This window comes from Pseudomonas sp. GW821-FHT05H12, assembly GCF_059419385.1.
Window position 1 is genome coordinate 130,070 of sequence record NZ_JBWKRS010000008.1, and the last position, 25,491, is coordinate 155,560.

Annotated in this window: 24 protein-coding genes; 15 read left to right on the top strand and 9 right to left on the bottom strand. The window is 63.2% G+C overall.

Annotated elements, in window-relative coordinates; translation table 11 throughout:
• Nucleotides 1–78 precede the first annotated feature (78 nt).
• Entirely contained in the window at nt 79–1,092 is a 1,014-nt protein-coding gene (locus AC07SU_RS09615) for an ABC transporter substrate-binding protein (RefSeq protein ID WP_176995595.1), read from the top strand.
• 257 nt (nt 1,093–1,349) lie between these two features.
• Here the strand turns inward: AC07SU_RS09615 and AC07SU_RS09620 are convergent, their stop codons facing one another.
• Complete coding sequence (locus tag AC07SU_RS09620; protein WP_494996901.1) at nt 1,350–2,246, bottom strand: LysR substrate-binding domain-containing protein; 897 nt, start codon at nt 2,244–2,246, stop codon at nt 1,350–1,352.
• 172 nt (nt 2,247–2,418) lie between these two features.
• On the opposite strand from AC07SU_RS09620, the gene AC07SU_RS09625 reads away from it, so the two are divergent.
• The 11 genes from AC07SU_RS09625 to AC07SU_RS09675 all read left to right on the top strand — a co-directional run bounded on the left by AC07SU_RS09625 (nt 2,419) and on the right by AC07SU_RS09675 (nt 13,195).
• Nucleotides 2,419–3,366 (top strand): branched-chain amino acid ABC transporter permease, encoded by a 948-nt coding sequence (locus AC07SU_RS09625; protein WP_494996954.1) that lies wholly within the window; start codon nt 2,419–2,421, stop codon nt 3,364–3,366.
• Nucleotides 3,363–4,448: a branched-chain amino acid ABC transporter permease gene (locus tag AC07SU_RS09630; protein WP_494996902.1), complete on the top strand. Its 1,086-nt coding sequence runs from the start codon at nt 3,363–3,365 to the stop codon at nt 4,446–4,448. Before AC07SU_RS09625 ends, AC07SU_RS09630 begins: the two co-directional genes overlap by 4 nt.
• Nucleotides 4,445–5,218, top strand: coding sequence for an ABC transporter ATP-binding protein (locus AC07SU_RS09635; RefSeq protein WP_178922526.1), 774 nt, complete (start codon nt 4,445–4,447; stop codon nt 5,216–5,218). The genes AC07SU_RS09630 and AC07SU_RS09635 overlap by 4 nt, the downstream gene beginning before the upstream one ends.
• On the top strand, nt 5,211–5,927 hold the full coding sequence (locus tag AC07SU_RS09640) for an ABC transporter ATP-binding protein (RefSeq protein ID WP_494996903.1): 717 nt from the start codon (nt 5,211–5,213) through the stop codon (nt 5,925–5,927). Before AC07SU_RS09635 ends, AC07SU_RS09640 begins: the two co-directional genes overlap by 8 nt.
• A 66-nt stretch (nt 5,928–5,993) precedes the next feature.
• Entirely contained in the window at nt 5,994–7,133 is a 1,140-nt protein-coding gene (locus AC07SU_RS09645) for a branched-chain amino acid ABC transporter substrate-binding protein (protein WP_494996904.1), read from the top strand.
• A gap of 120 nt (nt 7,134–7,253) precedes the next feature.
• Nucleotides 7,254–7,736: an L-2-amino-thiazoline-4-carboxylic acid hydrolase gene (locus AC07SU_RS09650; RefSeq protein WP_494996905.1), complete on the top strand. Its 483-nt coding sequence runs from the start codon at nt 7,254–7,256 to the stop codon at nt 7,734–7,736.
• Nucleotides 7,729–8,964 (top strand): Zn-dependent hydrolase, encoded by a 1,236-nt coding sequence (locus AC07SU_RS09655; protein WP_494996906.1) that lies wholly within the window; start codon nt 7,729–7,731, stop codon nt 8,962–8,964. Before AC07SU_RS09650 ends, AC07SU_RS09655 begins: the two co-directional genes overlap by 8 nt.
• A 97-nt stretch (nt 8,965–9,061) precedes the next feature.
• Complete coding sequence (locus AC07SU_RS09660) at nt 9,062–9,652, top strand: antibiotic biosynthesis monooxygenase (RefSeq protein ID WP_494996907.1); 591 nt, start codon at nt 9,062–9,064, stop codon at nt 9,650–9,652.
• A complete protein-coding gene (locus tag AC07SU_RS09665) occupies nt 9,649–11,487 on the top strand; it encodes an amidohydrolase (protein WP_494996908.1) in 1,839 nt (612 codons plus the stop codon). The genes AC07SU_RS09660 and AC07SU_RS09665 overlap by 4 nt, the downstream gene beginning before the upstream one ends.
• A 29-nt stretch (nt 11,488–11,516) precedes the next feature.
• On the top strand, nt 11,517–12,131 hold the full coding sequence (ycaC, locus tag AC07SU_RS09670) for an isochorismate family cysteine hydrolase YcaC (protein ID WP_176995605.1): 615 nt from the start codon (nt 11,517–11,519) through the stop codon (nt 12,129–12,131).
• Nucleotides 12,132–12,313: 182 nt separating this feature from the next.
• On the top strand, nt 12,314–13,195 hold the full coding sequence (locus AC07SU_RS09675) for a LysR family transcriptional regulator (protein ID WP_176995606.1): 882 nt from the start codon (nt 12,314–12,316) through the stop codon (nt 13,193–13,195).
• An 11-nt stretch (nt 13,196–13,206) separates the two neighbouring features.
• Here AC07SU_RS09675 and AC07SU_RS09680 read toward each other — a convergent pair whose 3' ends face one another.
• From AC07SU_RS09680 to AC07SU_RS09710, 7 genes are all read right to left on the bottom strand, one after another.
• Nucleotides 13,207–14,154 carry a D-isomer specific 2-hydroxyacid dehydrogenase family protein gene (locus AC07SU_RS09680; protein ID WP_494996909.1) on the bottom strand — a complete coding sequence of 316 codons (948 nt, stop codon included), beginning with the start codon at nt 14,152–14,154 and terminating at the stop codon, nt 13,207–13,209.
• Entirely contained in the window at nt 14,151–15,320 is a 1,170-nt protein-coding gene (locus AC07SU_RS09685; protein WP_494996910.1) for an acyl-CoA dehydrogenase family protein, read from the bottom strand. The genes AC07SU_RS09680 and AC07SU_RS09685 overlap by 4 nt, the downstream gene beginning before the upstream one ends.
• Nucleotides 15,321–15,441: 121 nt before the next feature.
• Complete coding sequence (locus AC07SU_RS09690) at nt 15,442–16,125, bottom strand: peroxiredoxin-like family protein (protein ID WP_494996911.1); 684 nt, start codon at nt 16,123–16,125, stop codon at nt 15,442–15,444.
• Nucleotides 16,122–17,471, bottom strand: a complete 1,350-nt coding sequence (locus AC07SU_RS09695; protein ID WP_494996912.1) for an LLM class flavin-dependent oxidoreductase — start codon at nt 17,469–17,471, stop codon at nt 16,122–16,124. Before AC07SU_RS09695 ends, AC07SU_RS09690 begins: the two co-directional genes overlap by 4 nt.
• 15 nt (nt 17,472–17,486) lie before the next feature.
• Nucleotides 17,487–18,461 (bottom strand): ABC transporter substrate-binding protein, encoded by a 975-nt coding sequence (locus tag AC07SU_RS09700; RefSeq protein ID WP_494996913.1) that lies wholly within the window; start codon nt 18,459–18,461, stop codon nt 17,487–17,489.
• A 284-nt stretch (nt 18,462–18,745) separates the two neighbouring features.
• Nucleotides 18,746–20,329 (bottom strand): rhodanese-related sulfurtransferase, encoded by a 1,584-nt coding sequence (locus tag AC07SU_RS09705; protein ID WP_494996914.1) that lies wholly within the window; start codon nt 20,327–20,329, stop codon nt 18,746–18,748.
• Nucleotides 20,326–20,937 carry a cysteine dioxygenase family protein gene (locus tag AC07SU_RS09710; protein ID WP_176995613.1) on the bottom strand — a complete coding sequence of 204 codons (612 nt, stop codon included), beginning with the start codon at nt 20,935–20,937 and terminating at the stop codon, nt 20,326–20,328. The genes AC07SU_RS09705 and AC07SU_RS09710 overlap by 4 nt, the downstream gene beginning before the upstream one ends.
• A gap of 217 nt (nt 20,938–21,154) precedes the next feature.
• Here AC07SU_RS09710 and AC07SU_RS09715 point away from each other — a divergent pair, with 217 nt between their 5' ends.
• On the top strand, nt 21,155–22,060 hold the full coding sequence (locus AC07SU_RS09715; protein WP_494996915.1) for a LysR family transcriptional regulator: 906 nt from the start codon (nt 21,155–21,157) through the stop codon (nt 22,058–22,060).
• A gap of 327 nt (nt 22,061–22,387) precedes the next feature.
• Nucleotides 22,388–23,182: a class II aldolase/adducin family protein gene (locus tag AC07SU_RS09720; RefSeq protein ID WP_494996916.1), complete on the top strand. Its 795-nt coding sequence runs from the start codon at nt 22,388–22,390 to the stop codon at nt 23,180–23,182.
• Between the two features lie 135 nt (nt 23,183–23,317).
• Here AC07SU_RS09720 and AC07SU_RS09725 read toward each other — a convergent pair whose 3' ends face one another.
• Entirely contained in the window at nt 23,318–24,400 is a 1,083-nt protein-coding gene (locus tag AC07SU_RS09725) for an LLM class flavin-dependent oxidoreductase (protein WP_494996917.1), read from the bottom strand.
• A gap of 265 nt (nt 24,401–24,665) precedes the next feature.
• Between AC07SU_RS09725 and AC07SU_RS09730 the strand changes: the two genes are divergently transcribed.
• The gene (locus AC07SU_RS09730) at nt 24,666–25,400 is read left to right on the top strand and encodes a class I SAM-dependent methyltransferase (protein ID WP_494996918.1); all 735 of its coding nucleotides are present in this window, start codon (nt 24,666–24,668) and stop codon (nt 25,398–25,400) included.
• The last annotated feature ends 91 nt before the right edge of the window (nt 25,401–25,491 follow it).

The following is a 25,491-nucleotide window of genomic DNA, read 5'->3' on the forward strand; positions in this document are numbered from 1 at the left end:
AGATCCCGATATTCTTTTCCTGTCTTAAAAATCGTGGCTACCCTCGCTCACCTTCTCAAAAGCGCGGCAGACTCCCCCATGACCTTCAAGCGTTCCTCCCTGACCCTCCTGGCGGCCTCGTTGGCCGCCGCAACGGCCTTGCTCAGCCCCGGTGCCCAGGCCGAAGGCAAGATCAGCATCGCCCAGCAATTCGGCATCGGCTACCTGATCCTCGACGTGGTGCGCGATCAGAACCTGATCGAAAAGCACGGCAAGGAGCAGGGCCTGGACATCAAGGTGGATTGGAACAGCATTTCCGGCGCCACCGCGATGAATGAATCGCTGCTGGCCGGCGCGCTGGATGTGGTTTCGGCCGGCGTGCCGCCGATGCTCACGCTGTGGGACCGCACCAAGGGCAAGCAGAACGTCAAGGCCATCGCCTCGCTGGGCTCGATGCCCAACTACCTGCTCACCAACAACCCGAACGTGAAAACCCTCAAGGACTTCAGCGAGAAAGACCGTATCGCCGTGCCTGCTGCTGGCGTGGGCTTCCAGTCTCGCACCTTGCAGATCGAGACCGCCAAGCAATTCGGCAATGACCAGTACAAGAAATTCGACGACATCTCCATCAGCCTGGCCCACCCCGATGCCACGGCGGCGTTGATTGCCGGAGGTTCGGAGATCAATGCGCATTTCTCCAGCCCACCGTTCCAGTACCAGGAACTGCTGAACCCCAATGTGCACAAGGTGCTCAGTTCCTACGACATCCTGGGTGGGCAGGCGACGTTCAACGTGCTGTACACCACGCAGAAATTCCACGACGAAAACCCCAAGACCTACAAGGCGTTCTATGACGCACTGGCCGAGGCTGAAAAAATCATCAAGGCCGATAAGCCAGCGGCCGCCAAGGCCTACATCCGCGTAGAGCAGTCGAAACTGCCGTTGGATCTGGTGGAAAAGATCGTCCAGGATCCGGAAATCGACTTCACCATCGTGCCGCAGCGCACCTTCATCTACGCCGAGAAATTGCAGGAGCTGGGTGTGCTGAAAAACAAGGCCGCCAGCTGGAAGGACTACTTCTTCGAAGAAGCCCACGGCGGCAACGGCAGCTGAGCCGCAAAAATTCTTGATGCCGAACACGGTTAAAAATGTGGGAGCTGGCTTGCCTGCGAAAGCGGTGGATCAGCCAGAACATTGATAGCAGACACACCGTCATCGCAGGCAAGCCAGCTCCCACATTTGGATCTCTGTTGTGATCATCTGTAGGAGCCGGCTTGCCGGCGATAGCTGCGTGTCAGTCGATACATTCGGTAGCTGATACACCGATATCGCCGGCAAGCCGGCTCCTACAGAGGTGTTGTGTATCCCATCTATTGCGCAATCAGACTGCGCTTGATCCAGTCATACAAGTCATTCCCCTCGCTCGACAGCTCACTGTTGGCGCGCCGGCACAGGTAGTACTGGCGGCCGTCATTGACCTGCCGATCAAACAACTTCACCAACTCACCACTGGCCACATGGGGCGCCACCAGCGGCTCGCGCAGCAGCGCGCAACCGAGGCCGGTGAGGGTGGCGGTGAGTGCCAGTTGGCCGTCTTCCAGCAGCAAGCCATTGAGCGCTGTGGTGTCGACTTCGGCGGCCTCGAACCATTGGCCCCAGGTGCCGCGTTCTTCGTCGTGCAGCAACGGCAGTTCACTCAGCGCCTGAGGCGTGTCGATGGGCCCGTGCTGCGCCAGGAACGCGCGACTGCAATAGGGCGTCACCGCGCCAGAGATCAACGGCTCGCTGTGGTAGCCCGGCCAATGCCCGGTGCCAAAACGGATCGACAGGTCCGCTGCGTCGCTGGGGTAGCTGCGGTGGTTGGCGTACGTCACGTTGATGTCCAGCGCCGGGTGATCCTTCAGGAAATTCGCCAGGCGCGGGATAAACAGGTTGATGCCAAACAGCGGAATCAGGCTGATGGTGACCTGGCGCGTCGCGCTTTTTTCACGCACGTGTTCGGTGGCGCTGCGCAGTACCGCAAAGGCTGAGCGAATCGCACGGTAGTACTCGCGACCTTCGTCGGTGAGCACCAGGTTGCGGCCCTGGCGCAAGGTCAGCGGCTGCTGCAAAAAATCCTCGAGCAAATGCAACTGATGGCTGATGGCCGAGGCGGAGACGTCCAGCTCGCGGGCGGCGGCATTCACCCCGCCATGGCGCGCAAAGGCTTCGAACGTGCGCACGGCACGCAGGGGAGGGTCATTAGCTAACTGTTCTGATTTATTCATGTGTTGAATTAAATACCAACTTTATCGCCGAATAAAGAGCCATAAGTGCCGTATTTGCGGCATAAATAGCCTGTTCTTTGTTGGGTATAACGATATGACTTTCTGATATTTGATAAAAACAGAATAGATGCTTAGTGTGCCGCCCCTGTACGCACTGAGGTCGATGGTCCTGATGGATGGGTTTATCCAACAACTGCTCAACGGTTTGATGACGGGCAGTCTCTACGCGCTGGTGGCCCTGGGTTACACCATGGTCTACGGCATTTTGCGCATCATCAACTTCGCCCATGGCGACGTGTTGATGATCGGCGCACTGGTGGGCTTGTCGGTGATCCGCCTGCTGCAGGCGACCTGGCCCGCCTTGCCGCCGGTGCTGGTGTTGCTCTGCGCCACCGTCGTCGCAATGGCCTTCTGCGCGGTGCTGGCGGTAGTGATCGAGCGCGTTGCCTATCGCCGCCTGCGCCATGCCCCGCGCCTGGCACCGTTGATCAGTGGCATCGGTGTGTCGCTGCTGCTGCAAACCGCTGCCATGCTGGTGTGGACCCGCAACCCGCAGATGTTCCCGCAATTGCTGCCCCTGGCGCCGATTGAAGTACTGGCCGGCGCCTCCGCGCACCCGGCGATCACCAACGTGACGGCCCTTACCACCATCGCCATCGCCGTTTCGGTGATGGTCGCGCTGCTGGTGTTGGTGGAGCGCACGCGCTTCGGCCGGGCCATGCGCGCCGTGGCCGAAAATCCGCAAGTGGCGAGCCTGATGGGCATCAACCCCAACCGCATCATCGTCATCACCTTTGCCATTGGCGGCGCGCTTGCCGCGTTGGCGGGGATCATGATGGCCAGCAACTACGGCAGCGCGCATTTCTACATGGGCTTTTTGCCCGGCATCAAGGCCTTCACCGCAGCCGTGCTGGGCGGCATCGGCAACCTCAAGGGCGCCATGCTCGGCGGCCTGTTGCTGGGGCTGATCGAAGCCCTGGGTACCGGCTATTTGGGTTCGGCTACCAACGGCGTGTTTGGCAGCAATTACCAGGATGTGTTCGCCTTCATCGTGCTGATTGCGGTGCTGGTGTTCCGGCCTTCGGGCTTGCTGGGCGAACGTTTGGCGACCCGCGCATGATCAACGCTCTCTCCCCCAACAAACGCGCGAGCCTGGGCTTGCTTTTGCTCGCCGTTGCCCTGGTGCTGGCACCGTGGATCGTCGGCCACGCCGGTGGCAACACGTGGGTGCGCACCCTGGACTTTGCCCTGCTGTACATCATGCTCGCCCTCGGCTTGAACATCGTGGTCGGCTATGCGGGGTTGCTGGACATGGGTTTTATCGCGTTCTACGCGGTGGGCGCTTATCTCGCGGCGTTGCTCTCGTCGCCGCATTTGCTGCAACAGTTCCCCGCGCTGGCGGCGTTGTTGCCGGCGGGCCTGCACACCTCGATCTGGCTGATCCTGCCACTCGGCGCCTTGCTGGCGGCCGGCTGCGGCGTGGTACTCGGCGCGCCGACCCTGCGCCTGCGCGGCGACTACCTGGCCATTGTGACCTTGGGCTTTGGCGAGATCATCCGCATCCTGCTGCGCAACCTCGACCGCCCGGTGAACATCACCAACGGCCCCAAAGGCATCTCCCAGGTGGACCCGGTGAACCTGCTCGGCGTGAACCTGGGGCGCACTCAAGAACTGTTCGGCCTGCGCCTGCCCTCGGTGTACCTCTATTACTACCTGTTTGCCGCACTGGTGGTGTTGATCCTGTTCGCCTGCATCCGCCTGGAGCATTCGCGCATCGGCCGCGCCTGGGTGGCCATCCGCGAAGACGAAGACGCGGCGCAAGCCATGGGCATCAACACGGTGCGCCTCAAGCTGCTGGCGTTTGCGATTGGTGCGGCGTTTGGCGGCGTGAGCGGGGTGCTGTTCGCTTCGTTCCAGGGGTTTGTCTCGCCGGAATCCTTCACCCTCAACGAGTCCATTGCCGTGCTGGCGATGGTGGTGTTGGGCGGCATGGGCCACATCCCCGGGGTGATCCTGGGCTGCGTGTTGTTGGCGGCCTTGCCCGAAGCCCTGCGCGCCAGCATGGGCCCGCTGCAGCAGTCGCTGTTCGGCCAGGTGCTGGTGGACCCGGAAATCATCCGCCAACTGTTCTACGGCCTGGCACTGATCCTGGCGATGCTCTACCGACCGGCCGGGCTGTGGCCCAAAGGAGTGGCACGATGAACGCACCGTTGTTGCAGATCGACAAGGTCAACAAACACTTCGGCGGCGTTGCGGCGCTGACCGACGTGAGCCTGAGTATCCAACCCGGCGAAATCTACGGGTTGATCGGCCCCAATGGCGCGGGCAAGACCACCTTCTTCAATGTGATGACCGGCCTCTACACCCCGGATTCCGGGCGTTTCCAGCTCGATGGCCGAGACTACAAGCCCACCGGTGTGCACCAGGTGGCCGAAGCCGGCATTGCCCGCACCTTCCAGAATATCCGCCTGTTCAACGCCATGAGCGCCCTGGAAAACGTCATGGTCGGGCGCCATGTGCGCACCCGCAACGGTCTGTGGGCGGCTCTGAGTCAGCATCGCCGGGCGCGTGAGGAAGAGGCGCAAACCCGCGCCCACGCCCATCGCCTGCTGGCCTATGTGGGCCTGGCCGGGTTTGCCCATTACCGCGCCGACAGCCTCAGCTACGGCCATCAGCGCCGCCTGGAAATCGCCCGCGCCCTGGCCACCGAACCGCGCTTGCTGGCGCTGGACGAACCGGCTGCCGGCATGAACGCCAGCGAAAAAGTGCAATTGCGCGGCCTGCTGGAAAAGATCCGCGACGACGGCCACACGCTGCTGCTGATCGAGCACGACGTGAAGCTGGTAATGGGTGTGTGCGACCGCATCAGTGTGCTCGATTACGGCCAAGTCATCGCTGTGGGCCCACCCGCCGATGTTCGCCAGCACCCGGCCGTGATCCAGGCCTACCTGGGAGCCAGTGCCCATGTCTGAAGCCCTGTTGAGTGTCGACGGTTTGCAAGTGCGCTACGGCGCCATCGAAGCCGTCAAATCCCTGGACCTGCAGATCCACGAAGGCGAGCGCGTCACGCTGATCGGTGCCAATGGCGCTGGCAAGACCTCCAGCCTCAAGGCCCTGACCGGGTTGCTGCCGGCGGCCAAGGGCGAGATCCGCTTTGCCGGGCGTTCGATCCGCGGCGTGGCGCCCGACCAGTTGCTGCGCCAGGGCATCGCCATGGTCCCCGAAGGGCGCGGGATCTTTGCGCGCATGAGCGTGCTGGAAAACCTGCAAGCCGGTGCCTTCCTGCGCCGTGACCAAGCGCAAGTGCAGCGCGAAATGCGCCAGTTGTTCGACCACTTCCCGCGCCTGCAGGAACGCCTGCACCAATCGGCCGGCCTGCTGTCGGGCGGCGAGCAGCAGATGCTCGCGCTGGCTCGCGCCCTGTTGTCACGCCCGCGTTTGCTGATCCTCGATGAGCCGTCCATGGGCCTGGCACCGATCATGGTGGAGAAGATTTTCCAGGTGATCGATGACGTGTGCCGCCAGGGCATGACCCTGTTGCTGGTGGAGCAGAACGCACGGCTGGCGCTGCAGGTCACTGACCGCGCCTACGTGATGGACACCGGACGTATCAGCCTCACGGGGCCGTCCCAGGATTTGCTTGAACACCCCGAGGTGCGCAGTGCATACCTCGGCGAATAGATCACCCATGACGCTACCGGACGCCCGGCGTGTTCCGACCCGCCTGAAAACCAGCAGGAACCCCAGATGAACACATTGAAGAAAACCGCACTGATCGGCCTGGCCCTCAGCAGCCTCGCCAGCGCCGTGGCCCAGGCCGACCAGACCGTGCTGATCGGCTTGGCCGGACCACTCACCGGCCCGTCTGCACGGATCGGCAAGGACCTGGAAAACGGCGCGCAACTGGCCATCGACCAGGCCAACGCCAAACACCCGAAAATCAACGGTGAAGCCGTGACGTTCAAGCTGGTTTCCGAAGACGACCAGTCCGACCCGCGCACCGCCGTGACCGTGGCCCAGCGCCTGGTGGATGAAGGCGTGGTCGGCGTGGTCGGCCACTGGAACACCGGCACCAGCATCCCGGCTGCGCGGGTGTACCACGACGCCGGCATTGCCCAGGTCGCCCCGGTTGCCACCGGCCACGCCTATACCCAGCAGGGTTTCGACACCAGCTTTCGGATCATGGGCCATGACGACGATGGCGGCCGCGTGGCCGGCGACTATGCTTTGAATACCCTGAAAGCCAAGCGCATCGCCGTGATCGACGACCGCACCGCGTTCGGCCAGGGCCTGGCCGACCAGTTCGTCAAGGCCATCGAGGCGGGCGGCGCAACGGTGGTGGGCCGCGAATACGTGGACGACAAGACCATCGACTTCAGTGCCGTGCTCACCAACATCCGCAGCCAGAACCCGGACCTGATCTTCTTCGGCGGCGTCGACTCCCAGGCCGCACCGCTGGCCCGGCGTATCAAGCAGTTGGGTATCAAGGCGCCGTTGATGGGCGCGGGCGGGTTTGTCAGCCAGACCTTCTTGCAACTGGCGCAGAACGAAGGCGAGGGCGTGATTGCCCTGGAACCGGGTTTGGCGGTCGCGCAGATGCCTGGCGGCAAGGCGTTCGAGCAGGCTTACAAGGAGCGCTACAAGGCCAACATCGAGCTGCATGCACCGTTCGCCTACGACGGCGTCGGCGTGTTGGTGGCGGCGATTGAAAAGGCCGACTCGGTGGACCCGCAGAAGTACCTGCCGGTCTTGCGCGCCATCAGCTACCCGGGCGTGACCGGCACTATCGCGTTCGATGCCGAAGGCAACTTGAAGAAGCCGTCGTTCACCGTTTACCAGGTCAAGGCCAACCAATGGCAGCCCGTAAGCGTGGCCGGCGGTCAATAAACAGGTCGACTGTAGGAGCCGGCTTGCCGGCGATGGCGGTCTATCAGCCAAGGATGCACAGGCTGACACTCCGCTATCGCAGGCAAGCCAGCTCCCACATCGGAGTGGAGGAGACATGAAATGAGCAAGCTGGAAGGTGAACTGGGCATTCTTGCCCGTCGGCGGATCGAGGCCGAAATCATCAAGCCGATCTACGAGATTCTCAAGCGCGAGCAGGGCCAGGCATTTGCCGCGGCCGTGATCGGCGAGGCCGTGGGCAACGCGGCGATCCAGGCCGGCAAACATTTTGCCGCGCTGGAAGAGCAGGGCGCCGACCTCAAGAGCTTTGTCGAACTGCAAGTGCTGTGGGAGAAGGATGACGCCCTCAAAGTCGAGATCATCGCCAGCGATGCCGAGCACTACGATTACGACGTCAAGCGTTGCCGCTACGCCGAGATGTACCACGAAATGGGCCTGGGCGAGATCGGCCACCTGCTGTCGTGCAACCGCGACGAGCTGTTTATCGTCGGCTACAACCCCGACATCGAACTGACCCGCACCCAGACCATCATGGGCGGTGCCCATCACTGTGACTTCCGCTACCGGGCCAAGCCTCATGAATGATCACGCACGGGTAAACGGCGAGCGCCTGTGGGACTCGCTGATGGACATGGCAACGATCGGCGCCACCGAAAAGGGCGGCGTCTCGCGCCTGGCCCTCACCGATGAGGACCGCCGTGGCCGCGACCTGTTTTTGCAGTGGTGCACGGCGGCCGGGTGCAGCATTCGTGTGGACGCGATGGGCAACATCTTCGCCCGCCGCGCCGGTCGCCACGACCACCTGGCTCCGGTGCTGACTGGCTCCCATGGCGACTCTCAGCCCTTCGGCGGCAAGTACGACGGCATCTACGGCGTGCTCGCCGGGCTGGAAGTGCTGCGCACCTTGAACGATCTGGGCATTGAAACCGACCGGCCCATCGAAGTGGTCAACTGGACCAACGAAGAAGGCTCACGCTTCGCCCCGGCGATGATTTCGTCGGGCGTCTACGCCGGTGTCTTTGACTTGGAATACGGTTTGTCCCGCGAGGATAAAGCGGGGGTAACCATTGGCGAGGCGCTGAAAGAAATCGGCTATGCCGGCGCACATCCGGTGGGCGGCCAAGCGATACATGCCGCGTTCGAACTGCACATCGAACAAGGCCCGATCCTCGAAGCCCAAGGCATCACCATCGGCGTCGTCACCGGCGCCCAGGGCCAACGCTGGTATGAAGTGGAACTGAGCGGGCGCAGCGCCCACGCCGGTACCACGCCCATGGACCATCGCCTGGATGCCTTGCTCGGTTTTGCCCGCGTCGTCGAGGCAGTGAACGGTCTGGGGCTGGAACAAGGTGCCGAAGGGCGCGCCACGGTGGGTATGGCAAACATCTTCCCCAACTCACGCAACGTGGTGCCGGGCCGGGTGTTTTTCAGCGTGGAATTCCGTCACCCGGACGAAGCAGTCCTGGCGCGCCAGGATCAGCAACTGCGCGACGCCGTGGCCCGTATCGCCGAGGGCATCGGCTTGCAGCACAGCGTGAAGCAGATCTTCCAGTACGCGCCAATTGCCTTCGACAGCGACTGTGTAGAAGTGGTACGTGCCTCGGCTGAAAAGCTCGGCCACAGCCACCGGCCAATGATCTCCGGTGCCGGGCACGACGCCTGCTACCTCAACCAGGTCGCGCCCACTGCGATGATCTTTGTGCCGTGTGTGGACGGGTTGAGCCATAACGAAGCCGAGGCCATCTCTCCCGAGTGGTCGACAGCCGGCGCCGATGTGCTGTTGCAGGCCATCCTGGCCAAATCCCGGCGCTGACAAGCGGCGATCAAACAGCACGTACATCCAATTTTCATCACCCCCGCCCACGGCACACTCCCCTCATCGCTGATCTTTCAAGGCAGAGGGGAGCACCATGGACCCAGCACCAGAGACAGGGCCCGACGAAGTCGTCACCCTGGTCGTCAAACACCTGATCAAGAAAGGCCTTGAGGCCGACTATGAAGCCTGGCTGCGGCGCATTGTGCGCATCGCCGGTGAGCGCCCCGGCCACCTCGGCGTGGACGTGGTGCGCAGTCAACAGAACGGCCTGGCGCTGTTCACCTGCGTATTGCGCTACCGCTCCACCGACGCCCTGGAGCGCTGGCTCGACTCCCCCGAACGCAACGACCTGATCGCCGAAGCTGCGCCCATGCTGGCCGACGGCGACAAGACCGAAGTCGGCGGCGTCAACGAGTTCTGGTTCTCGCCCCTGGCCGACAGCGCCGCCAAGCCGCCACGCTGGAAGCAGGCGGTGGTCACCCTGTTCGTGATCCTGCCGCTGACCCTGCTGGTGCCGCTGGTGTGGGGACCGGTCCTGCGCCTGCATCCCTTTCTCTCCAACTACGTGGTCGCCACCTTCCTGGTGACCCTGACCATCGTGTTGCTGGTGGTCTACCTGCTGATGCCGGCGGCCACCCGCCTGTTCGCTCCCTGGCTTGAAGCCTCTGTAAAGGAAACCCTATGAACGCCGATCTGATTCTGTTCAATGGCCAGTTCCACACCGTGGACCGTGAAAACCCGCGCGCTACTGCTGTCGCCATCAGCGGTGGGCGTTTCGTCGCCGTGGGCACCGATGGCGAGGCAATGGCCCTGCGCGGCAGCGGCACCCAGGTCATCGACCTCAAGGGCCGCACCGTGATCCCCGGCCTCAACGACTCCCACCTGCATCTGATCCGCGGCGGGTTGAACTACAACCTCGAACTGCGCTGGGAAGGCGTGCCGTCCCTGGCCGATGCGCTGCGCATGCTCAAGGACCAGGCCGACCGCACACCGACCCCGCAATGGGTGCGCGTGGTGGGCGGCTGGAACGAATTCCAGTTCGCCGAAAAACGCATGCCCACCCTCGACGAACTGAACCAGGCCGCGCCCGACACCCCGGTGTTCGTGCTGCACCTTTACGACCGCGCCTTGCTCAACCGCGCGGCCCTGCGCGTGGCCGGCTACACCAAGGACACGCCCAACCCACCGGGCGGCGAGATCGTGCGCGACAGCAACGGCAACCCCACCGGCATGCTGGTGGCGCGGCCCAACGCGATGATCCTGTATGCGACCCTGGCCAAAGGCCCGAAATTGCCGCTGGAATACCAGGTCAACTCGACCCGCCAGTTCATGCGTGAACTCAACCGCCTGGGCCTCACCAGTGCGATCGACGCCGGTGGCGGTTTCCAGAATTACCCCGACGACTACGCGGTGATCGAGCAGTTGGCCAGGGACGAACAGTTGACGGTGCGCATCGCCTACAACCTGTTCACCCAGAAGCCCAAGGAAGAACTCAGCGACTTCAAGAACTGGACCGGCAGCGTCACCCTGCACCAGGGCGATGACTACCTGCGTCACAACGGCGCCGGCGAAATGCTGGTGTTCTCGGCCGCCGACTTTGAGGACTTTCTTGAACCACGCCCAGACCTGCCGTTGACCATGGAACAGGAGCTGGAGCCGGTGGTGCGCCACTTGGTGGAGCAGCGTTGGCCGTTCCGCCTGCACGCCACCTATGACGAGTCCATCTCGCGCATGCTCGACGTGTTCGAGACGGTCAACCGCGACATCCCGTTCAACGGCCTGCCTTGGTTCTTCGATCACGCTGAAACCATCACCCCGAAAAACATCGAGCGCGTGCGAGCCCTCGGCGGCGGGATTGCGATCCAGGACCGCATGGCGTTCCAGGGTGAATACTTCGTCGAGCGTTACGGCGCCAAGGCGGCCGAAGCCACGCCACCGATCCAGCGTATGCTCGCCGAAGGCGTGCCGGTAGGGGCGGGCACCGATGCCACGCGGGTGTCCAGCTATAACCCGTGGACCTCGCTGTACTGGATGGTCAGCGGCCGCACGGTAGGCGGCCTGGCGCTGCACGCCGAGGGCTTGCCGCGCCTCACCGCGCTGGAACTGTTTACCCACGGCAGCGCCTGGTTCTCGTCCGAGCAAGGCAAGAAAGGCCAGATCAAGGTCGGCCAATTGGCGGACGTTGCTGCGCTGTCGGCGGACTTCTTCAGCGTCGAGGAAGAGGCCATCAAGTGGATCGAGTCGGTGCTCACCGTGGTCGGCGGCAAGGTGGTCTACGGCGCCGGCGACTTCGAAGAGTACGCACCGCCACACGTGCCGGTGCTGCCGGACTGGTCGCCGGTGGTCAAGGTGCCCGGGCACTGGCGTCCAAGCTCGCCATTGCAGGCCCAGGTGCACCAATGCAGCGGCCCGTGTGGCGTGCATGTGCACAGCCATGAAAAAGCGCGTCTTTCCAGCGTTCCGGTCAGCGACTTCCAGGGCTTCTGGGGTGCGTTCGGCTGCTCGTGTTTTGCCTTCTGATTACCCAACCCCCGTTAGGAGATAACCCCATGGCTTACAACCGTTTGAACAAAGATGACGCCGTCGTACTGCTGGTCGACCACCAGACTGGCCTGATCTCCCTGGTGCAGGACTTCTCGCCCAACGAGTTCAAGAACAACGTGCTGGCCCTGGCGGACCTGGCCAAGTTCTTCAACTTGCCGACCATCCTCACCACCAGCTTTGAAAGCGGCCCCAACGGCCCGCTGGTGCCGGAACTCAAGGAAATGTTCCCGGACGCGCCGTACATTCCACGTCCTGGCCAGATCAACGCGTGGGACAACGAAGACTTCGTCAAGGCCGTCAAGGCGACCGGGCGCAAGCAGATCATCATCGCGGGCGTGGTGACAGATGTCTGCGTAGCGTTCCCGACCCTGTGCGCGCTGGCTGAAGGCTTTGAGGTGTTCGTGGTCACCGACGCGTCCGGCACCTTCAACGAAACCGTGCAACAAGCCGCCTGGGCACGCATGAGTGCGGCCGGCGCGCAGCTGGTGAACTGGTTCTCGGTGGCCTGCGAGCTGCAGATCGACTGGCGCAATGACATGGAAGGCCTGGCCAACCTGCTGTCCCAGCGCATCCCGAACTACCGTAACCTGATGAACAGCTACACAGCGTTTACCAAGTAATTATCGCTAGAGAACACCGCTGAACCCTGTGGGAGCCGGGCTTGCCCGCGATGGCGGAGTGTCAGTCGACAGTAACGTCTGCTGATACACCGCCATCGCAGGCAAGCCAGCTCCCACATTTTGTTTTGTGGTGTGGCTACTGGCGCGCTATAACACCGCTAAATGTCCACCGAGAAGCGACAATGAACCCCTTCGAAGACATGCGCCTGTTCTGCCAGGTCATGGAATCCGGCAGTTTCACCGCCGCCGCCGAGCAACTGGGCCTGTCCAAGCAATTTGTCAGCCGCCGCCTGATCCAGCTGGAAGATCGCCTGGGCGTGCGCCTGCTCAACCGTTCCACCCGCCGCCTGGACGTTACACCACTCGGCCAGAGTTACTACGAATCCGCCTTGCGCCTGCTCGGAGAAGTCGAGCAAGTCGAGCAGGGCATCGCCGGCCAGAACAGCGAGCCGCGCGGCACCCTGCGCCTGAGTGCGCCGTTGTCGTTTGCCATGGCCCATTTGGGCTGCCTGTTGCCGCTGTTCCTGCAGCGCCATCCCCAGGTGTCGGTAGAAGTCGACCTCAGTGACCGCCCCGTCGACCTGATTGGCGAAGGCTATGACCTGGTGCTGCGCATCGGCACCCTGGAAGACTCCACCCTGATCGCCCGCCGCATCGCCAGCATCCCGCGGGTGTACTGCGCCAGCCCCGCGTACCTGGCCCTGCGTGGCACGCCGCAAAAACCCGAAGACCTCAATGAGCACGACTGCCTGCCTTACGGCCATGGTCGTCAGGTGCAATGGCGCTTCAAGGGCAAGGTGCAGGCGTTGAACGTGAGTGGGCGTATGCGCGTGAACAACGGCGATTTGCTGCGCGACACCGCTATCGCCGGCCTGGGCGTGACGTATTTACCGACGTTCATCGTTGGCGACGCGTTGAAGGACGGCCGCCTGGTCACGGTCCTGGACGACTTCGCCCCCGAAGCCCTGACCCTGTCGGCGGTGTACCCCCAGCACCGGCAGAGTTCACGGCCGGTGCAGGCGCTGGTAGAGTTCCTGCGCGAGCAACTGGCGCAGGGCTGCTGACGTGGCTGCGGTCAGCCGTTGGCGAGGTTCGCCAATTCGAGACCCGCGACATACCGCTCCAGATTCGCCAAAAACGCATCGGCAATCTCATGGCGGCTGTGGGTCGAAATCGCTGATGTGTGGGGCGACAACCGTACCCTCGGGTGCGTGTACAACGGATGCCCGTCCGGCAAGGGTTCCGGTTCGGTCACGTCCAGCGACGCCAGGCCGACCTGCCCGCTGTCCAGCGCTTGCAGCAACGCTTCCTGATCCACCAGACCACCGCGTGCGATGTTGATCAGGTGCAGCCCTGGCTTCGCGCTGCCCAGCACATCGCGGTCGACGATTTGCCGCGTCGCCTCGGTCAGCGGCGCCGCCAGCACCAGGTGATCGGCACGGGCGAACAGGTCGTGGATGTCCTTGGCCGCCTGCACACCGTCGACGCCAAACGGCGCTGTGCTCTGACGCAACGCCACGACGTGGATACCCAGAGCCAGTGCCTTGTGCGCCAGGCGTTCGCCAATCGCACCAAAACCGAGGATGCCCAGCGTGGTGCCTTTGAGCGGACGCAGCGGGGTGAAACTCCACTGCGCATCCTTCACCCAGATGTCCGGCAAATGCTTGGACGCCGCAAAGATCGCCGCCAGGGCGAACTCGGCAAGGTTGTCGGCGGCGCTGCCGCGTGAGGTGGTCACCGGCGGGCCGTTGAACAGCCACTGCGGGTAGAAGTCGATACCCGACGACACCAGGTGCACCCATTGCGCGCCGTACGGCCAGCCCGGTGGCGGGGTGTCCGGGGCGGTGTAGCCGCGCACGTTGATCGGGCGCAGCAACAGGATAGTGGCCTGGGGCGGCAGGTCGCTGGGCACGCCCACCGGCACGCCGATCACCTGGGCCTGCGGGTGGTGCGCGGCGAGGCGCTGGCGGATCACGTCGTTGTAATCCTCGTCCAACTGGCTGGCAATAATCACCTGGGTCATGGGCGTTCCTTCTCACGTTGGGCGAACACCGCTTTGCCGACGCCTTGCAACACGGCGTCGTTCTGCGGGGTGTGTACGCGACTGCACAGCACGTCGCGGTAATGCCGTTGCAGCGGACTGTGGCGCGACAGGCCGGGGTTGCCCGAGGCCTCGATGGCCAGTTCCACGGCACGGATAGCGTTATTGGTCACCAGGTACTTCAACTGCGCCGCGTTGGCGGCCGGGGTGTGGCCTTCGGCAGCGGCGTCGAGCAGGCTGCGGTTGGCAAACAGCAGGGTGTCGATATGGCCGACGGTCTCCTGGAAGCGCGGCAGGGTCGACAACGCTGCACCGAGGTTGGACGGCTTGCGTGCTTCCAGCCAGTTCACCAGCCAGTCGCGTGCGGCCTGGGCCACGGCGTCATACACCGACGACAGCAGCACCGACATCCACAGGAAACCCTCGCCATCCAGCTCCGGCGATGGTGCGCTCCAGGGGCTGACGCCGACGGCGTGGTCCAGCGGCACCAATACGTTGTCGAGTACCACTTCATGGCTGCAGGTGGCGCGCATGCCCAAATGGTCCCAGGTGTCGATGATGCTCACGCCGGGGCTGTCCTTGGGCACCAGCCAGGCGCCCACCAGCGGGTCCGGGTCATCGCTGCGCGCCCACACGCTGAACCAGCTCAGGCCGTGGCTGCCGGTGGAGTAGATCTTGCGCCCGCTGATGCGCCAGCCTTCGGCCGTGCGCACCGCCGTGGTCGCCGGCAGGCCGCCACGGGCCGGGGTGCCGAGGTCGGGCTCCACACGTAGGGCGTTGATCAACGCGCCGTTGCGCACTGCGTCCTCGGCCACTTGCTGGCGCAGGTGTGCAGGCCAGGTCTTGCTGTCTTGCAGGCGGGTGTGTTGCAGGTACTGCATCACCAGGATCAGCGCCGTGGAGGGTTCGCCCTTGGCAATCGCGCTGATCGCCTTGCGCGCCTGGGGCAGGCTGGCACCGCCACCGCCGAGGGCCTTGGGCACGGTGAGGGCGACCAGGCCGTGTTCGTGCAGCAACTTGAAGTTGGCGTGGGGGAAGGCGCCGCTCTCGTCATACAGGTGCGCGGTGCTCGCCAGTTCGGCGCTGAGGCGTTCGAGCAGGGCGTCGAAGTGGGCGACTTCCACGGAGCGTAGGGATGGCTGAGTCATAAACATGTACTCGATCAAAAAATGTAGGAGCCGGCTTGCCGGCGATGGCGGCAGAAGGCTTTGCGCATGGCTTGGGGGCCAATCGCCGGCAAGCCGGGCTCCTACAGGGGGGCGGTGTGGGTCAGATGGCGAGGCGCACGGGTTGCTGGCCCAGCAAGCGTTCCACCGCCTGCAACACCGGCTCGGCTTCCGTGCGCACCAACCAATCCGGGCTGACTTCCACGAACGCCACGGTGCCGTCCCGGGCGATCACCACCACGGTCGGTTGCGGCAATTCCCATGTCCCGGTGCCGGTGGTGTCGCCGATGTGATTGCCCTTGGCCAACGCCGCGTTTCGCGAGGCGTCGTCAAAGCTGTAGAGAATGCCCAGCCGCCGCCCGAGGTTGTTGTCCGGGTCGCTGGCCACCAGCAGTCGCAGGGTGTGCCGGGTCTTGATCTCCACCAGGCGTTCCGGCACCTGCGGGCTGACCGCGACCAATGGCACGCCCAGCTCACGCAGACGTGGATAGAGTTGGCGCTCGTAATAGGGCAGGGCGAGGTTGCACGCGGGGCAGCCGGCAAAGCGGAAAAAGATCAGCACCGCCGGGCCGTCGGCCAGCAGCAGCTCACGGTTCAGTTCGCCACCTTCCACGTTCAGTAGAGTAAAAGGGTCCAGCTCGTCACCGACCTGCACGTAGTCGTCAGGCTGCGCTTCGTCCACCAGGCGCTGGCGCTGGTCGATGTTGACCTGCAAGGCGGCCGGCGCCCAGGTGGCCAGGCGTTCGGCATGCAGGTCGGCCAACTGACGGTTGAGAGACTCGCTCATGCCAGTGCCTCCTGTTCTGTCTCCACTTCGTTGGCAACGCTGTAGCGGTTGGCCGGCACGTCCAGGCCCAGGTTGTCGCGCAGGGTCTGGCCGCTGTACTCGGTGCGGAACAGGCCACGCTGTTGCAACACCGGCACCACCAATTCGGTGAAGTACTGCAAGCCATCGGGCAGTACCGAGTTGATGATGAAGCCGTCGCTGGCGCCGGTCTCGAACCAAGTCTGGATCGCATCGGCGACTTGCTCCGGGGTGCCGACAAAATCACGTTTGGGCCGCGAGAACCGCAAGGCCACTTCGCGCAGGGTCAGGCCTTCGTCCCTGGCCAGTTGCTTGATGCGGTCGGACCCGCCTTTCTGGCTGTTGGCGCCCAGGTCACCGAGTTCCGGGAAGGGGGCGTCGAGCGGGTACTGGCTGAAGTCGTGGTCATTGAACGGGCGGCCCAGGGCGACGATCGCATCCTCTACGGTCACCAGGTCCACGGCTTGCTGGTAGCGGCTTTCCACCTCGGCTTCATCGCGCCCGACAATCGGGCGAATGCCCGGCAGGATCGACAGGCTGTCAGCGTCACGCCCGAAGCCCTTGGCGCGGCGCTTGAGGTCCTGGGTGTAGGCCAGGCCTTCTTCGATGCTCTCCACGTGCACAAAGATCGCGTCGGAGTGTTCGGCGGCAAAGTTGCGCCCGTCTTCGGAAGTGCCCGCCTGGAAGATCACCGGCTGGCCCTGGCGAGAACGCGCGATGTTCAGCGGGCCCTTGACCGAGAAAAACTCGCCCTTGTGTTTGAGCGCGTGCAGCTTGGCGGGGGCGAAAAATTCACCGCTGTGTTTGTTGTAGGAGAAGGCATCATCTTCCCAGGAATCCCACAGGCCCTTGACCACGTTCAGGTGTTCCTTGGCGATGCGGTAGCGCACCGCGTGCGGCGGGTGCTCGGCCTTGCCGAAGTTGTCGGCGGTGCCGCTGAGCCAGGAGGTGACCACGTTCCACCCGGCGCGGCCGCCGCTGATGTGGTCCAGGGACGCGAACTGGCGCGCCACCTGGTAGGGCTCGGTGTAGCTGACAGTCACGGTGGCGACCAGGCCGATATTGGTGGTCAGCGCGGCCAGGGCCGACAGGATGGTCAACGGCTCGAAACGGTTGAGGTAGTGCGGGCTGGACTTGGCGTGGATGTGCAGGCTGTCGGCGATGAACACGAAGTCGAATTTGGCGCTTTCGGCCAGTTCGGTCTGCTGCTTGTAGAAACCAAAGTTAGTGCTGGCATTCGGTTGCGCCTGCGGGTGGCGCCATTCGCCCCAGCCGTGACCGACGCCGTGGACCATGGCTCCGAGTTTGAGTTGACGTGGCTTGCTCATGTTCTGCTCCTTGTTTCAGCGCGAGGCTTGGGAAAGTGGGACACGCTTGGCGTTAAAGCTCTTGTCGAAACCCTGCGACACATCGATGTGCTTGGGCAGCAGGCCTTCCTGTTGGTAGGTGTCGGCCGTGGCTTGCAGGCCGCTGATCACGCTGTCGTCAATCGCCACCGGGCTCAGGTGGGTGTCCTTGGCCACCTCCAGGTGTACGGCCAGGGGCAGGCCGGTGATCTTGGCTTGAGCGGCGGCGTATTCGTCGGGGTGCACGTTGGCCCAGGCATAGGCCCGGTCGACCCGCGCCACAAAGTCATCCAGTTGCACGCGCTTGTCGGCGATCGCCTGGCTGGTGGCCGCGAAGTACAGATGGTTGCTCAACAGCTTGTTGCCGCTGATCAGCACACGTGCGTGGCTTTGGGAGGTGACGACGGTGGTGTAGGGGTCCCAGGTGGCCCAGGCGTCGACGGTGCCGTTGTCCAGCACCAGGCGTGATTCGCTCGGCAGCAGGAAGATGAATTGCACGTCCTTTGTGCTCAGGCCGGCGCTGGCCAGGGCCTTGATCGCCAGGTAATGGCCGATGGAGCCGCGCCCGGTGACGATTTTCTTGCCCTTGAGGTCGGCCACGGTCTTGATCGGCGAGTTCTCTGGCACCAGCAGGGCCGTGGTGTTGCGCCCTTCGGCGTGGATGATACTGACCACCTTGAGCGAGGCACCCGCGCCGAGTGCGAACACATAGGGCGCGTCGCCCAAGGCGCCGACATCCACCGCGCCGGCATTCAGGGCTTCACCCAAGGGCGAGGCGGAAGGGAACTCCGACCATTGGATGTCGTAAGGCACATTTTTCGTCTCGCCGGAGACTTCCAGCAGCGCCTTGATGGTGGATTTCTGGTTGGCCACCCGCAGCGGTTGCAGGTCGGCGGCGTGTGCGGTGCTGATCAGGCCGAGGGCCAGGGCGGTGCCCAGGAGCAGGCGTTTGAAGGGGGTGGTAAAGACCATGGGATGCAGGCTCCAGGTAGCTCGAAAAAGAGTTTGGCTACCTCCGCCTGGAGAAGGGGTCGGTGAGGACTTAACGTTATTCCCATAAAAACTCCCTGTGAAGTTCTTTTTGGTTATAAGTTAATCATTAAAATATCTGATCATTATTTATCTGATTATTCCTATATTGCATGTTAATTCGACCTGTAGTGAGCGGGCTCGCCCCGCGCCGCGGTCTCCCAGGCACCTGATGCACACCTGACACACCGCCGCGCGGGGCAAGCCCGCTCACTACAAGTTGAGGGTCAGATCACGTAGAAACCGTGGGTGCCGTCGCGGGCCAGTTGCGCGACCAGGCCGAACTCCCAATCCAGGTACGCCTGCATGGCTTCCTTGGGGTTGTCAGTGCCTTCGTACGGGCGGCGGTAACGGTCGATGCGCGGTGAGGCCAGGCGGGTTTCGCCTTCTTCCAGCGGCAGCTTTTCAGCGATCCACTGGGTGGTGCCGCCTTGCAGCAGGAACACCGGCTTGCCGGTAAGGGCTTCGACGTCTGCCACGGCCAGGCGCGCCAGTTGGCTGCTGCCGCAGGTCAACACGTAACGTTCGGCGGGCGGCACCTTTGCCAGGGCTTGCGGCAACTGCGCACGCAAGGCCCAGTAGGCCCCCGGGATATGGCGCTTGACGTAATTGACGCTCGGGGTGAAGTCCAGCACCGCCGTATCGCCATGGGCCAGCCAGTCCACCAGGGTGTGGGGGCTGATCACTTCAGCCTGGGCCGGCGCGGGCACTGGCGCGACCCAGGCGCCGTGTTCGCTGAAATGCTCCGGCTGCAGGTCATCCAGCACATGCACTTCCCAGCCCAGCTGGGCCAGCCACGAGGCCGACATATTGGCGCGTACGCCGTCGTTATCCGCCAGCACCAGGCGTGCGCCGCGTACGCTGGCCACATGGTCGGTTTCCTGCACCAGCTGGCCGCCCGGTGTCGAGCGTGAACCCGGCAGGTGGCCGGCTTCGAATTCTTCCGGGGTGCGCACATCGAACAGGTAGGTGGTGCGGGTCGCTTCCTGCTGCCAGCGTTGCAGGTCGGCCAGGGTGGCGCGGCCGACACGGGCCTTGTCGGCCACCTGGCGTGCGTCCTTGGCGGCGATCTGGCGGTGTTCTTCCGAGGTCGGCGCAAAGCGGCGCGACTGGCCGTGGGCGAGTTTCTGCCCGGCGAGGGTCCAGCCGATGGTGCCGTTGCGCAGGGCTGACACCGGGTTGGCCACGCCGGCGTTGATCAGCGACTGGGTGCCGATGATGCTGCGGGTGCGCCCGGCGCAGTTGACGATGATGCGGGTGGCCGGGTCGGGCGCCAGTTCACGGGCGCGCAGTACCAGTTCGGCACCGGGCACGCTGATGCCGGTGGGGATGCTCATGGTTTGGTATTCGTCGAAGCGGCGGGCGTCGAGCACCACCACGTCGGCCTGGCTGTCGAGCAGTGCCTGCACTTCTTCGGCGGCGAGGGAGGGCGTGTGGCGTTCGCTCTCGACCAATTCACCGAAGGCTTTGCTCGGCACGTTCACGTCGATGAACAGTTCGCCACCGGCGTTGCGCCAACCCTCCAGGCCGCCTTCTAACAGGCTGACCCGGGTGTAGCCCAGCGCAACCAGACGCTCGGCGGCGCGTGCAGCCAAGCCTTCGCCGTTGTCGTAGACGGTGACCTGGGTATCACGCCGTGGAATGCGCGAGTACACCTCCAGTTCCAGCTTGGACAGCGGGATATTCGCGGCAAACAACGGGTGGGCTTCGGCAAACGGCGCTTCTTCGCGCACGTCCACCAGGGCGACTTCTTCATGGTCCAATAGGGCCTGGCGAATCTGCGCGAAGCTGCGGGTCGATACGGTGGTCATAGGGCAGGGCTCTTTTCTTTGGACAAATCCCAGATGTTCGGGAGGAAGGCGTTGGAATAACCGGAGATAAACAGTTTCTCGCTGCCATCGGGCTGGTACACCGCGCGGCGCACGGCACCGATATTGGCGCCGTAGACATGGATGCTGATGGACACCTGGTCGCTGTGGGCATTGCTCACCTGGTGGATGTCGCCGACCTTGGGCGACACCGCTTCCACCTGGCCCGGCACCAACTGGATCGGCTTGCCTTCGGCAACCAGGCTGCCGTCGGGGGCGCGTTCAAAACCCTGGGAGAATTCAGCGCCGCGCAACATGCCGATCAGCCCCCACACCCGGTGATCATGAATCGGCGTGCTTTGCCCTGGCCCCCACACAAAGCTGACGATGCTGAAGCGCTGGCGCGAATCGGCATGCAACAGAAATTGCTGGTAGCGCTCGGGGTCGGGTCTGGCGAATTCGTCGGGGAGCCAGTCGTCATGGCTGACCAGCTGCGCCAGGAGCTTGCCGCCACGGTGCAACAGGTCGCCTTCGCGTGGGTTGCCGTCGATCAATTCCGCCAGGGCGCCTATGAAGGCTCTCAGTCTCTCGGGGTGCTTGGCCTGGGTCATGACAACTCCATCGTGTGGTCGGTGGTGATGGGTTTATCTAAGCATAATGTTTATAGTTAATATGCTATTTTTTAATGATTAGCTTATAGCTGTAGGTAATTTAGAACCGGTCTGAATAGTGTTAGACGTTATCGATAGGTCGGTGGGCTATCCAGACCGTGTTCCGACAACTATGCTTCGCACACATCTTAATGACTGTTCTCTATGTGCGGCCCAAATGAAAATTGACGATATCGATGCCTTTGTCGAAGTGATTCGTTGCCAGTCCATCAGCCACGCCGCCGAGTCGCTGCAACTGACCCAGCCGGCCATCACCCGCCGCGTGCAGAACTTCGAGCAGGCGCTGGGGGTGGAGCTGTTCGACCGCAACACCAAGCCCCTCAAGCCTACGCTGATCGGCACCCGGGTTTATGAACAATGCCGGCTGATCCTGCGCGAAATGGATGCCCTGCGGGAGTTGGTCGCCACCGACGCGCCGCCCACCGGCCTGCTGCGCCTGGGCGTGCCGCAAACCATTGGCGATGTGGTGCTGCTCGATGCGCTCAAGCACCTGCGCACCGAATACCCCGACCTGCGCGCCCAGGTTGCTACCGGCTGGGGCAGCCAGTTGGTGGGCAAGATCGAACGCGGCGAGCTGGACGCGGCGGCGGCGTTGTTCCCGGCAGGCAAGATCTTTCCGGACAATATCGTCGGTGAATCCATCGGCAAGATGGAGCTGGTGGTGGTCTGCGCCAAATCCCAACTGCCGAAAAAACCCTGCAAGCTGGCAGACGTGTACCAGAACGGCTGGATCCTCAACCCCGACGGCTGTGGTTTCCGTGCCGGTTTGCAGCGCACCTTGTCGGACCAGGGCCTGGCGTTGCGGGTCAACCTGGAAACCTTCGGCACCGAGCTGCAACTGGGGCTGGTGGCCGACGGCCTGGGCCTTGGCCTGGTACCGCGCCCGCTGCTGGAACGCAGCGCCCACCGCGAGCAACTGGCGGTGATGCCCCTCAAGGATTTCAAACCGGTGATGGACCTGTGGCTGATCTACCCGCATTTCCTCGGCAACCTGCAAGGGCCGGTGGACGCCTTCGGCAAGCTGGTGGCGGCTTCGCTGCACAAGATCCGCAACGCCGCCTGACCCCTCGGGCGATAAGGCCCCTGAATTTTCGGTGGCCTCACGGACGCCATCGCCGGCAAGCCGGGCTCCTACGGGTTTGTGTCGTGAACAAGAATATCGATACCCGCAACCCTTGTAGGAGCCGGCTTGCCGGCGATGAGGCCCTTGGATTTTGCACGCATCTCGAGGCCGCCATCGCCGGCAAGCCGGGCTCCTACAGGGTGTTTGACGCTGTTATGGTTATGAAAAAAAATAATAATTAGCTTAGATTAAAATGTGCTTTTTATTATTTTTTTGCACCCCGTAGGCTTGCCTGGAAGTCCTTAAGGCCATCCAGGAAGTTTTGCCATGAGCAGCGTCACCTCGATTTCCAGCGTTTCCAACAACGTTCGCCAACGCGTCACCCCGGAAGAATGGGAAGTGCGCGTCAAACTGGCCGCCGCCTATCGCCTGGCGGCCTTGTACAAATGGACCGACCACATCTACACCCACTTCTCTGCCCGCGTGCCGGGCCCGGAGGAGCATTTCCTGATCAACGCCTTCGGCTTGCTGTTCGATGAAATCAGCGCCTCCAACCTGGTCAAGGTCGACCTCGACGGCACGATCGTCGACGATCCCACTGGCCTGGGCATCAACTACGCCGGCTACGTGATCCACAGCGCCATCCACGGCGCGCGGCATGACCTGCAGGCGGTGTTGCACACCCATACCCGTGACGGCATTGCGGTGTCGGCACAGAAGGACGGTTTGCTGCCCATCTCCCAGCATTCCATCGGCTTCTCCAGGCGCGTGGCCTACCACGGATACGAAGGCGTAGCGTTGGACCTGGACGAACGTGAGCGGCTGGTCGCAGACCTGGGTGACAAAAGCGTGATGATCCTGCGCAACCACGGCCTGTTGACCGCCGGTGTCAGCGTCGAGCATGCCTTTCAGCAGCTGCAAGGGCTGGAGCGCGCGTGCAACATTCAGATCGCGGCGCAGGCGGCGGGGAATGCGGAGTTGATCTTCCCCCCAGCCGAAGTGGTGGCCAAGGTCGAGAAGCAGGCCGAAGTGTTCAAGGCCGGCGACGGACCGGGTGTGGCGCGGCATTGGAATGCGCTGATCCGGCAGTTGGAGCGTTCCGATACGGACTACAAAAACTGATCCACGGTACACAGCAGATCCAAAAATGTGGGAGCTGGCTTGCCTGCGATAGCATCAACTCGGTTCATCTGAACAACCGAGGTGTCTGCATCGCAGGCAAGCCAGCTCCCACATTTGGTTTTGTGGTGATCTTGATTAAGCGACCTGTTTGGCCTGTTCGCGCTCAGCAATCAGCTGGCGGGTGAGGGGGATCAGGCGCTTGCCGTAGTCGATCGCGTCATTGAGTGGGTCGAAGCCGCGGATCAGGAACGTGGTGATCCCCAGGTCGTAGTAATCCACCAGTGCTTCAGCCACCTGTTCGGCGGTGCCCACCAGGGAGGTGGAGTTACCCTGCGCCCCGAGCAACCCGGCAATTCCGGTCCACAGGCGCTTGTCCAACCGCGTACCTTGCGCCGCTGCCGCGAGCAGTCGACGCGATCCTTCATTCGGTGGTTCGCGCCGCACAAATCCATTTTTCTCAGCCAACGCAGTGGCCTGTTGCAGGATGCTGTCGGCACGCGCCCACGCCAGTTCTTCGGTGTCCGCCAGGATCGGCCGCAGTGACAGACTGAAGCGGATCGTACGCCCATGCTTGGCCGCCTCAGCACGCACCTGGGTCACGATTTCGCGCACTTGCTCATAGGTTTCACCCCACAGCGCATACACGTCAGCATGCTTGCCCGCCACCGCAATCGCGGCCGCCGAAGACCCACCGAAGTACAGCGGGATATGCGGCTGTTGCGGCGACTTCACCGTGGAGTGCGCGCCTTCGACCTGGTAGTAAGTGCCGTCGAAATCGAACGGTTGCTCGCTGGTCCATTCCTGGCGCACCACGCTCAGGTATTCGTCGGTGCGCGCATAGCGTTCGTCCTTGCCGATATGGCTGCCATCGGCACGCAATTCACGGTCGTCGCCGCCGGTGATGATGTGCACGGCAGTGCGCCCACCGTTGAACACATCCAGCGTGTTGAACTGGCGGGCGGCGAGGGTGGGCTGGGCAAAACCCGGGCGGTGGGCGATCAGGAACTTGAGTTTGCGCGTCACGCTCGCCGCGTGGGAGGCGATCAGCGTGCTGTCGGGGCTGTTGGAATGGAACGCCACCAGGGCGCGGTCGAAGCCGGCTTCCTCGTGGGCGCGGGCCACGGTTTCGACGTAGTCCGGTTGCAGGGTCGGGCCGCTGCGCGGGTGAATTTCGGAAGCGTGGTGGCCGCCGATGTAGCCGATGAATTCGATGCTCATGGTCTGTCCTTGTTCAGTGCGTGGGGGTCACCTCCACCGGGCAAGGGGTCGGTTATTCGCCTTCAAAGTAGGGGCAGCGGCAGGGCCTGTAAAATGCCGATTGGTTCTAACCTAATTATTAAAATCCAGAATGATGATTTTTAATGTGTATCAGTAATCTGCATTTTGTGGCTGCATAAAAAATGCCCTTTGCATTCCCGCGGTTGAATTGGTGTTGAGAGTGGTTATCATCACGCCTCGTTCATCAGCCATTGGGAATGCCTTCATGACCACCGCCGATCCGTATGCGTTATCTGCCGAATTCTACGATGTGCTGTGCGAGCAGCAGTGGTTGCAACGCGGCGGGCCCATCGCCCGGGCGTTGCAGGAAGTGGACCCCAACGGGGTGATTCTGGATGTCGGCGCCGGCACCGGGCCGTGTGTTCAGGTGATCGCCGAGGCCTTGCCCAACGCGCGCATTCTTGCGGTGGAACCTTCGGCCGCCATGCGCGCGGCGCTGGTGGGGCGGATCATGCGCAGCAGCGATTTGCGCCAACGCGTCACCGTGTTGGCCGGCACACTCGAGCAGGTCGCCTTGCCGCCACGCCTGTCCGCGGCGGTCATCTGCGGCACCATTGGTTACCTCGATACAGCACAGCGCCAGCAACTCTGGCAGCAACTGGCCGAACGCTTGGATGAGCGCGGCCTCGTCATCGTCGACGTGATGATGCTCAAGGCCCCGCAAACGGTGCCGCTGATGCAGGTCGCCAACGCGGACATCGGCGAACACACCTACCACGTCGCCCTGCAGGGTGAGCCCGCCGGCGGCGACCTGATGCACTGGACCCTCGACTACCAGGTGCGTGCTGGCGAGCAGGTGCTGCGCCAGTTCCAGGCCGACCATCACTGGCACACCTTCGGCCTCGAACAGGTCGCCGAAGAGGCCGGCGCCGCAGGGTTTGTCCTTGAGCCTTTGGGCGATGCGCTGATCCCCGCAGCGGTATTGCGCAAGCGCAGTTAATCCCGATTCGGGGGGCCGTTGCGGGTTACGGGCGGCGCCCTTTTGACGGATCCCATTAGATGGGCTTTTTCAGCGTTTGGGGCAGGGTGAA

Bases quoted from the DNA above. Each gene is read 5' to 3' on its own strand.
- AC07SU_RS09695 (WP_494996912.1), bottom strand. From the start codon at position 17,471: ATGAGCAAGCCACGTCAACTCAAACTCGGAGCCATGGTCCACGGCGTC.
- AC07SU_RS09720 (WP_494996916.1), top strand. From the start codon at position 22,388: ATGAGCAGCGTCACCTCGATTTCCAGCGTTTCCAACAACGTTCGCCAA.
- AC07SU_RS09640 (WP_494996903.1), top strand. From the start codon at position 5,211: ATGTCTGAAGCCCTGTTGAGTGTCGACGGTTTGCAAGTGCGCTACGGC.
- AC07SU_RS09625 (WP_494996954.1), top strand. From the start codon at position 2,419: ATGGATGGGTTTATCCAACAACTGCTCAACGGTTTGATGACGGGCAGT.
- AC07SU_RS09660 (WP_494996907.1), top strand. From the start codon at position 9,062: ATGGACCCAGCACCAGAGACAGGGCCCGACGAAGTCGTCACCCTGGTC.
- AC07SU_RS09665 (WP_494996908.1), top strand. From the start codon at position 9,649: ATGAACGCCGATCTGATTCTGTTCAATGGCCAGTTCCACACCGTGGAC.
- AC07SU_RS09620 (WP_494996901.1), bottom strand. From the start codon at position 2,246: ATGAATAAATCAGAACAGTTAGCTAATGACCCTCCCCTGCGTGCCGTG.
- AC07SU_RS09650 (WP_494996905.1), top strand. From the start codon at position 7,254: ATGAGCAAGCTGGAAGGTGAACTGGGCATTCTTGCCCGTCGGCGGATC.
- AC07SU_RS09715 (WP_494996915.1), top strand. From the start codon at position 21,155: ATGAAAATTGACGATATCGATGCCTTTGTCGAAGTGATTCGTTGCCAG.
- AC07SU_RS09635 (WP_178922526.1), top strand. From the start codon at position 4,445: ATGAACGCACCGTTGTTGCAGATCGACAAGGTCAACAAACACTTCGGC.
- AC07SU_RS09725 (WP_494996917.1), bottom strand. From the start codon at position 24,400: ATGAGCATCGAATTCATCGGCTACATCGGCGGCCACCACGCTTCCGAA.
- AC07SU_RS09655 (WP_494996906.1), top strand. From the start codon at position 7,729: ATGAATGATCACGCACGGGTAAACGGCGAGCGCCTGTGGGACTCGCTG.
- AC07SU_RS09630 (WP_494996902.1), top strand. From the start codon at position 3,363: ATGATCAACGCTCTCTCCCCCAACAAACGCGCGAGCCTGGGCTTGCTT.
- AC07SU_RS09705 (WP_494996914.1), bottom strand. From the start codon at position 20,329: ATGACCACCGTATCGACCCGCAGCTTCGCGCAGATTCGCCAGGCCCTA.
- AC07SU_RS09700 (WP_494996913.1), bottom strand. From the start codon at position 18,461: ATGGTCTTTACCACCCCCTTCAAACGCCTGCTCCTGGGCACCGCCCTG.
- AC07SU_RS09690 (WP_494996911.1), bottom strand. From the start codon at position 16,125: ATGAGCGAGTCTCTCAACCGTCAGTTGGCCGACCTGCATGCCGAACGC.
- AC07SU_RS09680 (WP_494996909.1), bottom strand. From the start codon at position 14,154: ATGACCCAGGTGATTATTGCCAGCCAGTTGGACGAGGATTACAACGAC.
- AC07SU_RS09645 (WP_494996904.1), top strand. From the start codon at position 5,994: ATGAACACATTGAAGAAAACCGCACTGATCGGCCTGGCCCTCAGCAGC.
- AC07SU_RS09710 (WP_176995613.1), bottom strand. From the start codon at position 20,937: ATGACCCAGGCCAAGCACCCCGAGAGACTGAGAGCCTTCATAGGCGCC.
- AC07SU_RS09675 (WP_176995606.1), top strand. From the start codon at position 12,314: ATGAACCCCTTCGAAGACATGCGCCTGTTCTGCCAGGTCATGGAATCC.
- AC07SU_RS09685 (WP_494996910.1), bottom strand. From the start codon at position 15,320: ATGACTCAGCCATCCCTACGCTCCGTGGAAGTCGCCCACTTCGACGCC.
- AC07SU_RS09615 (WP_176995595.1), top strand. From the start codon at position 79: ATGACCTTCAAGCGTTCCTCCCTGACCCTCCTGGCGGCCTCGTTGGCC.
- ycaC (WP_176995605.1), top strand. From the start codon at position 11,517: ATGGCTTACAACCGTTTGAACAAAGATGACGCCGTCGTACTGCTGGTC.
- AC07SU_RS09730 (WP_494996918.1), top strand. From the start codon at position 24,666: ATGACCACCGCCGATCCGTATGCGTTATCTGCCGAATTCTACGATGTG.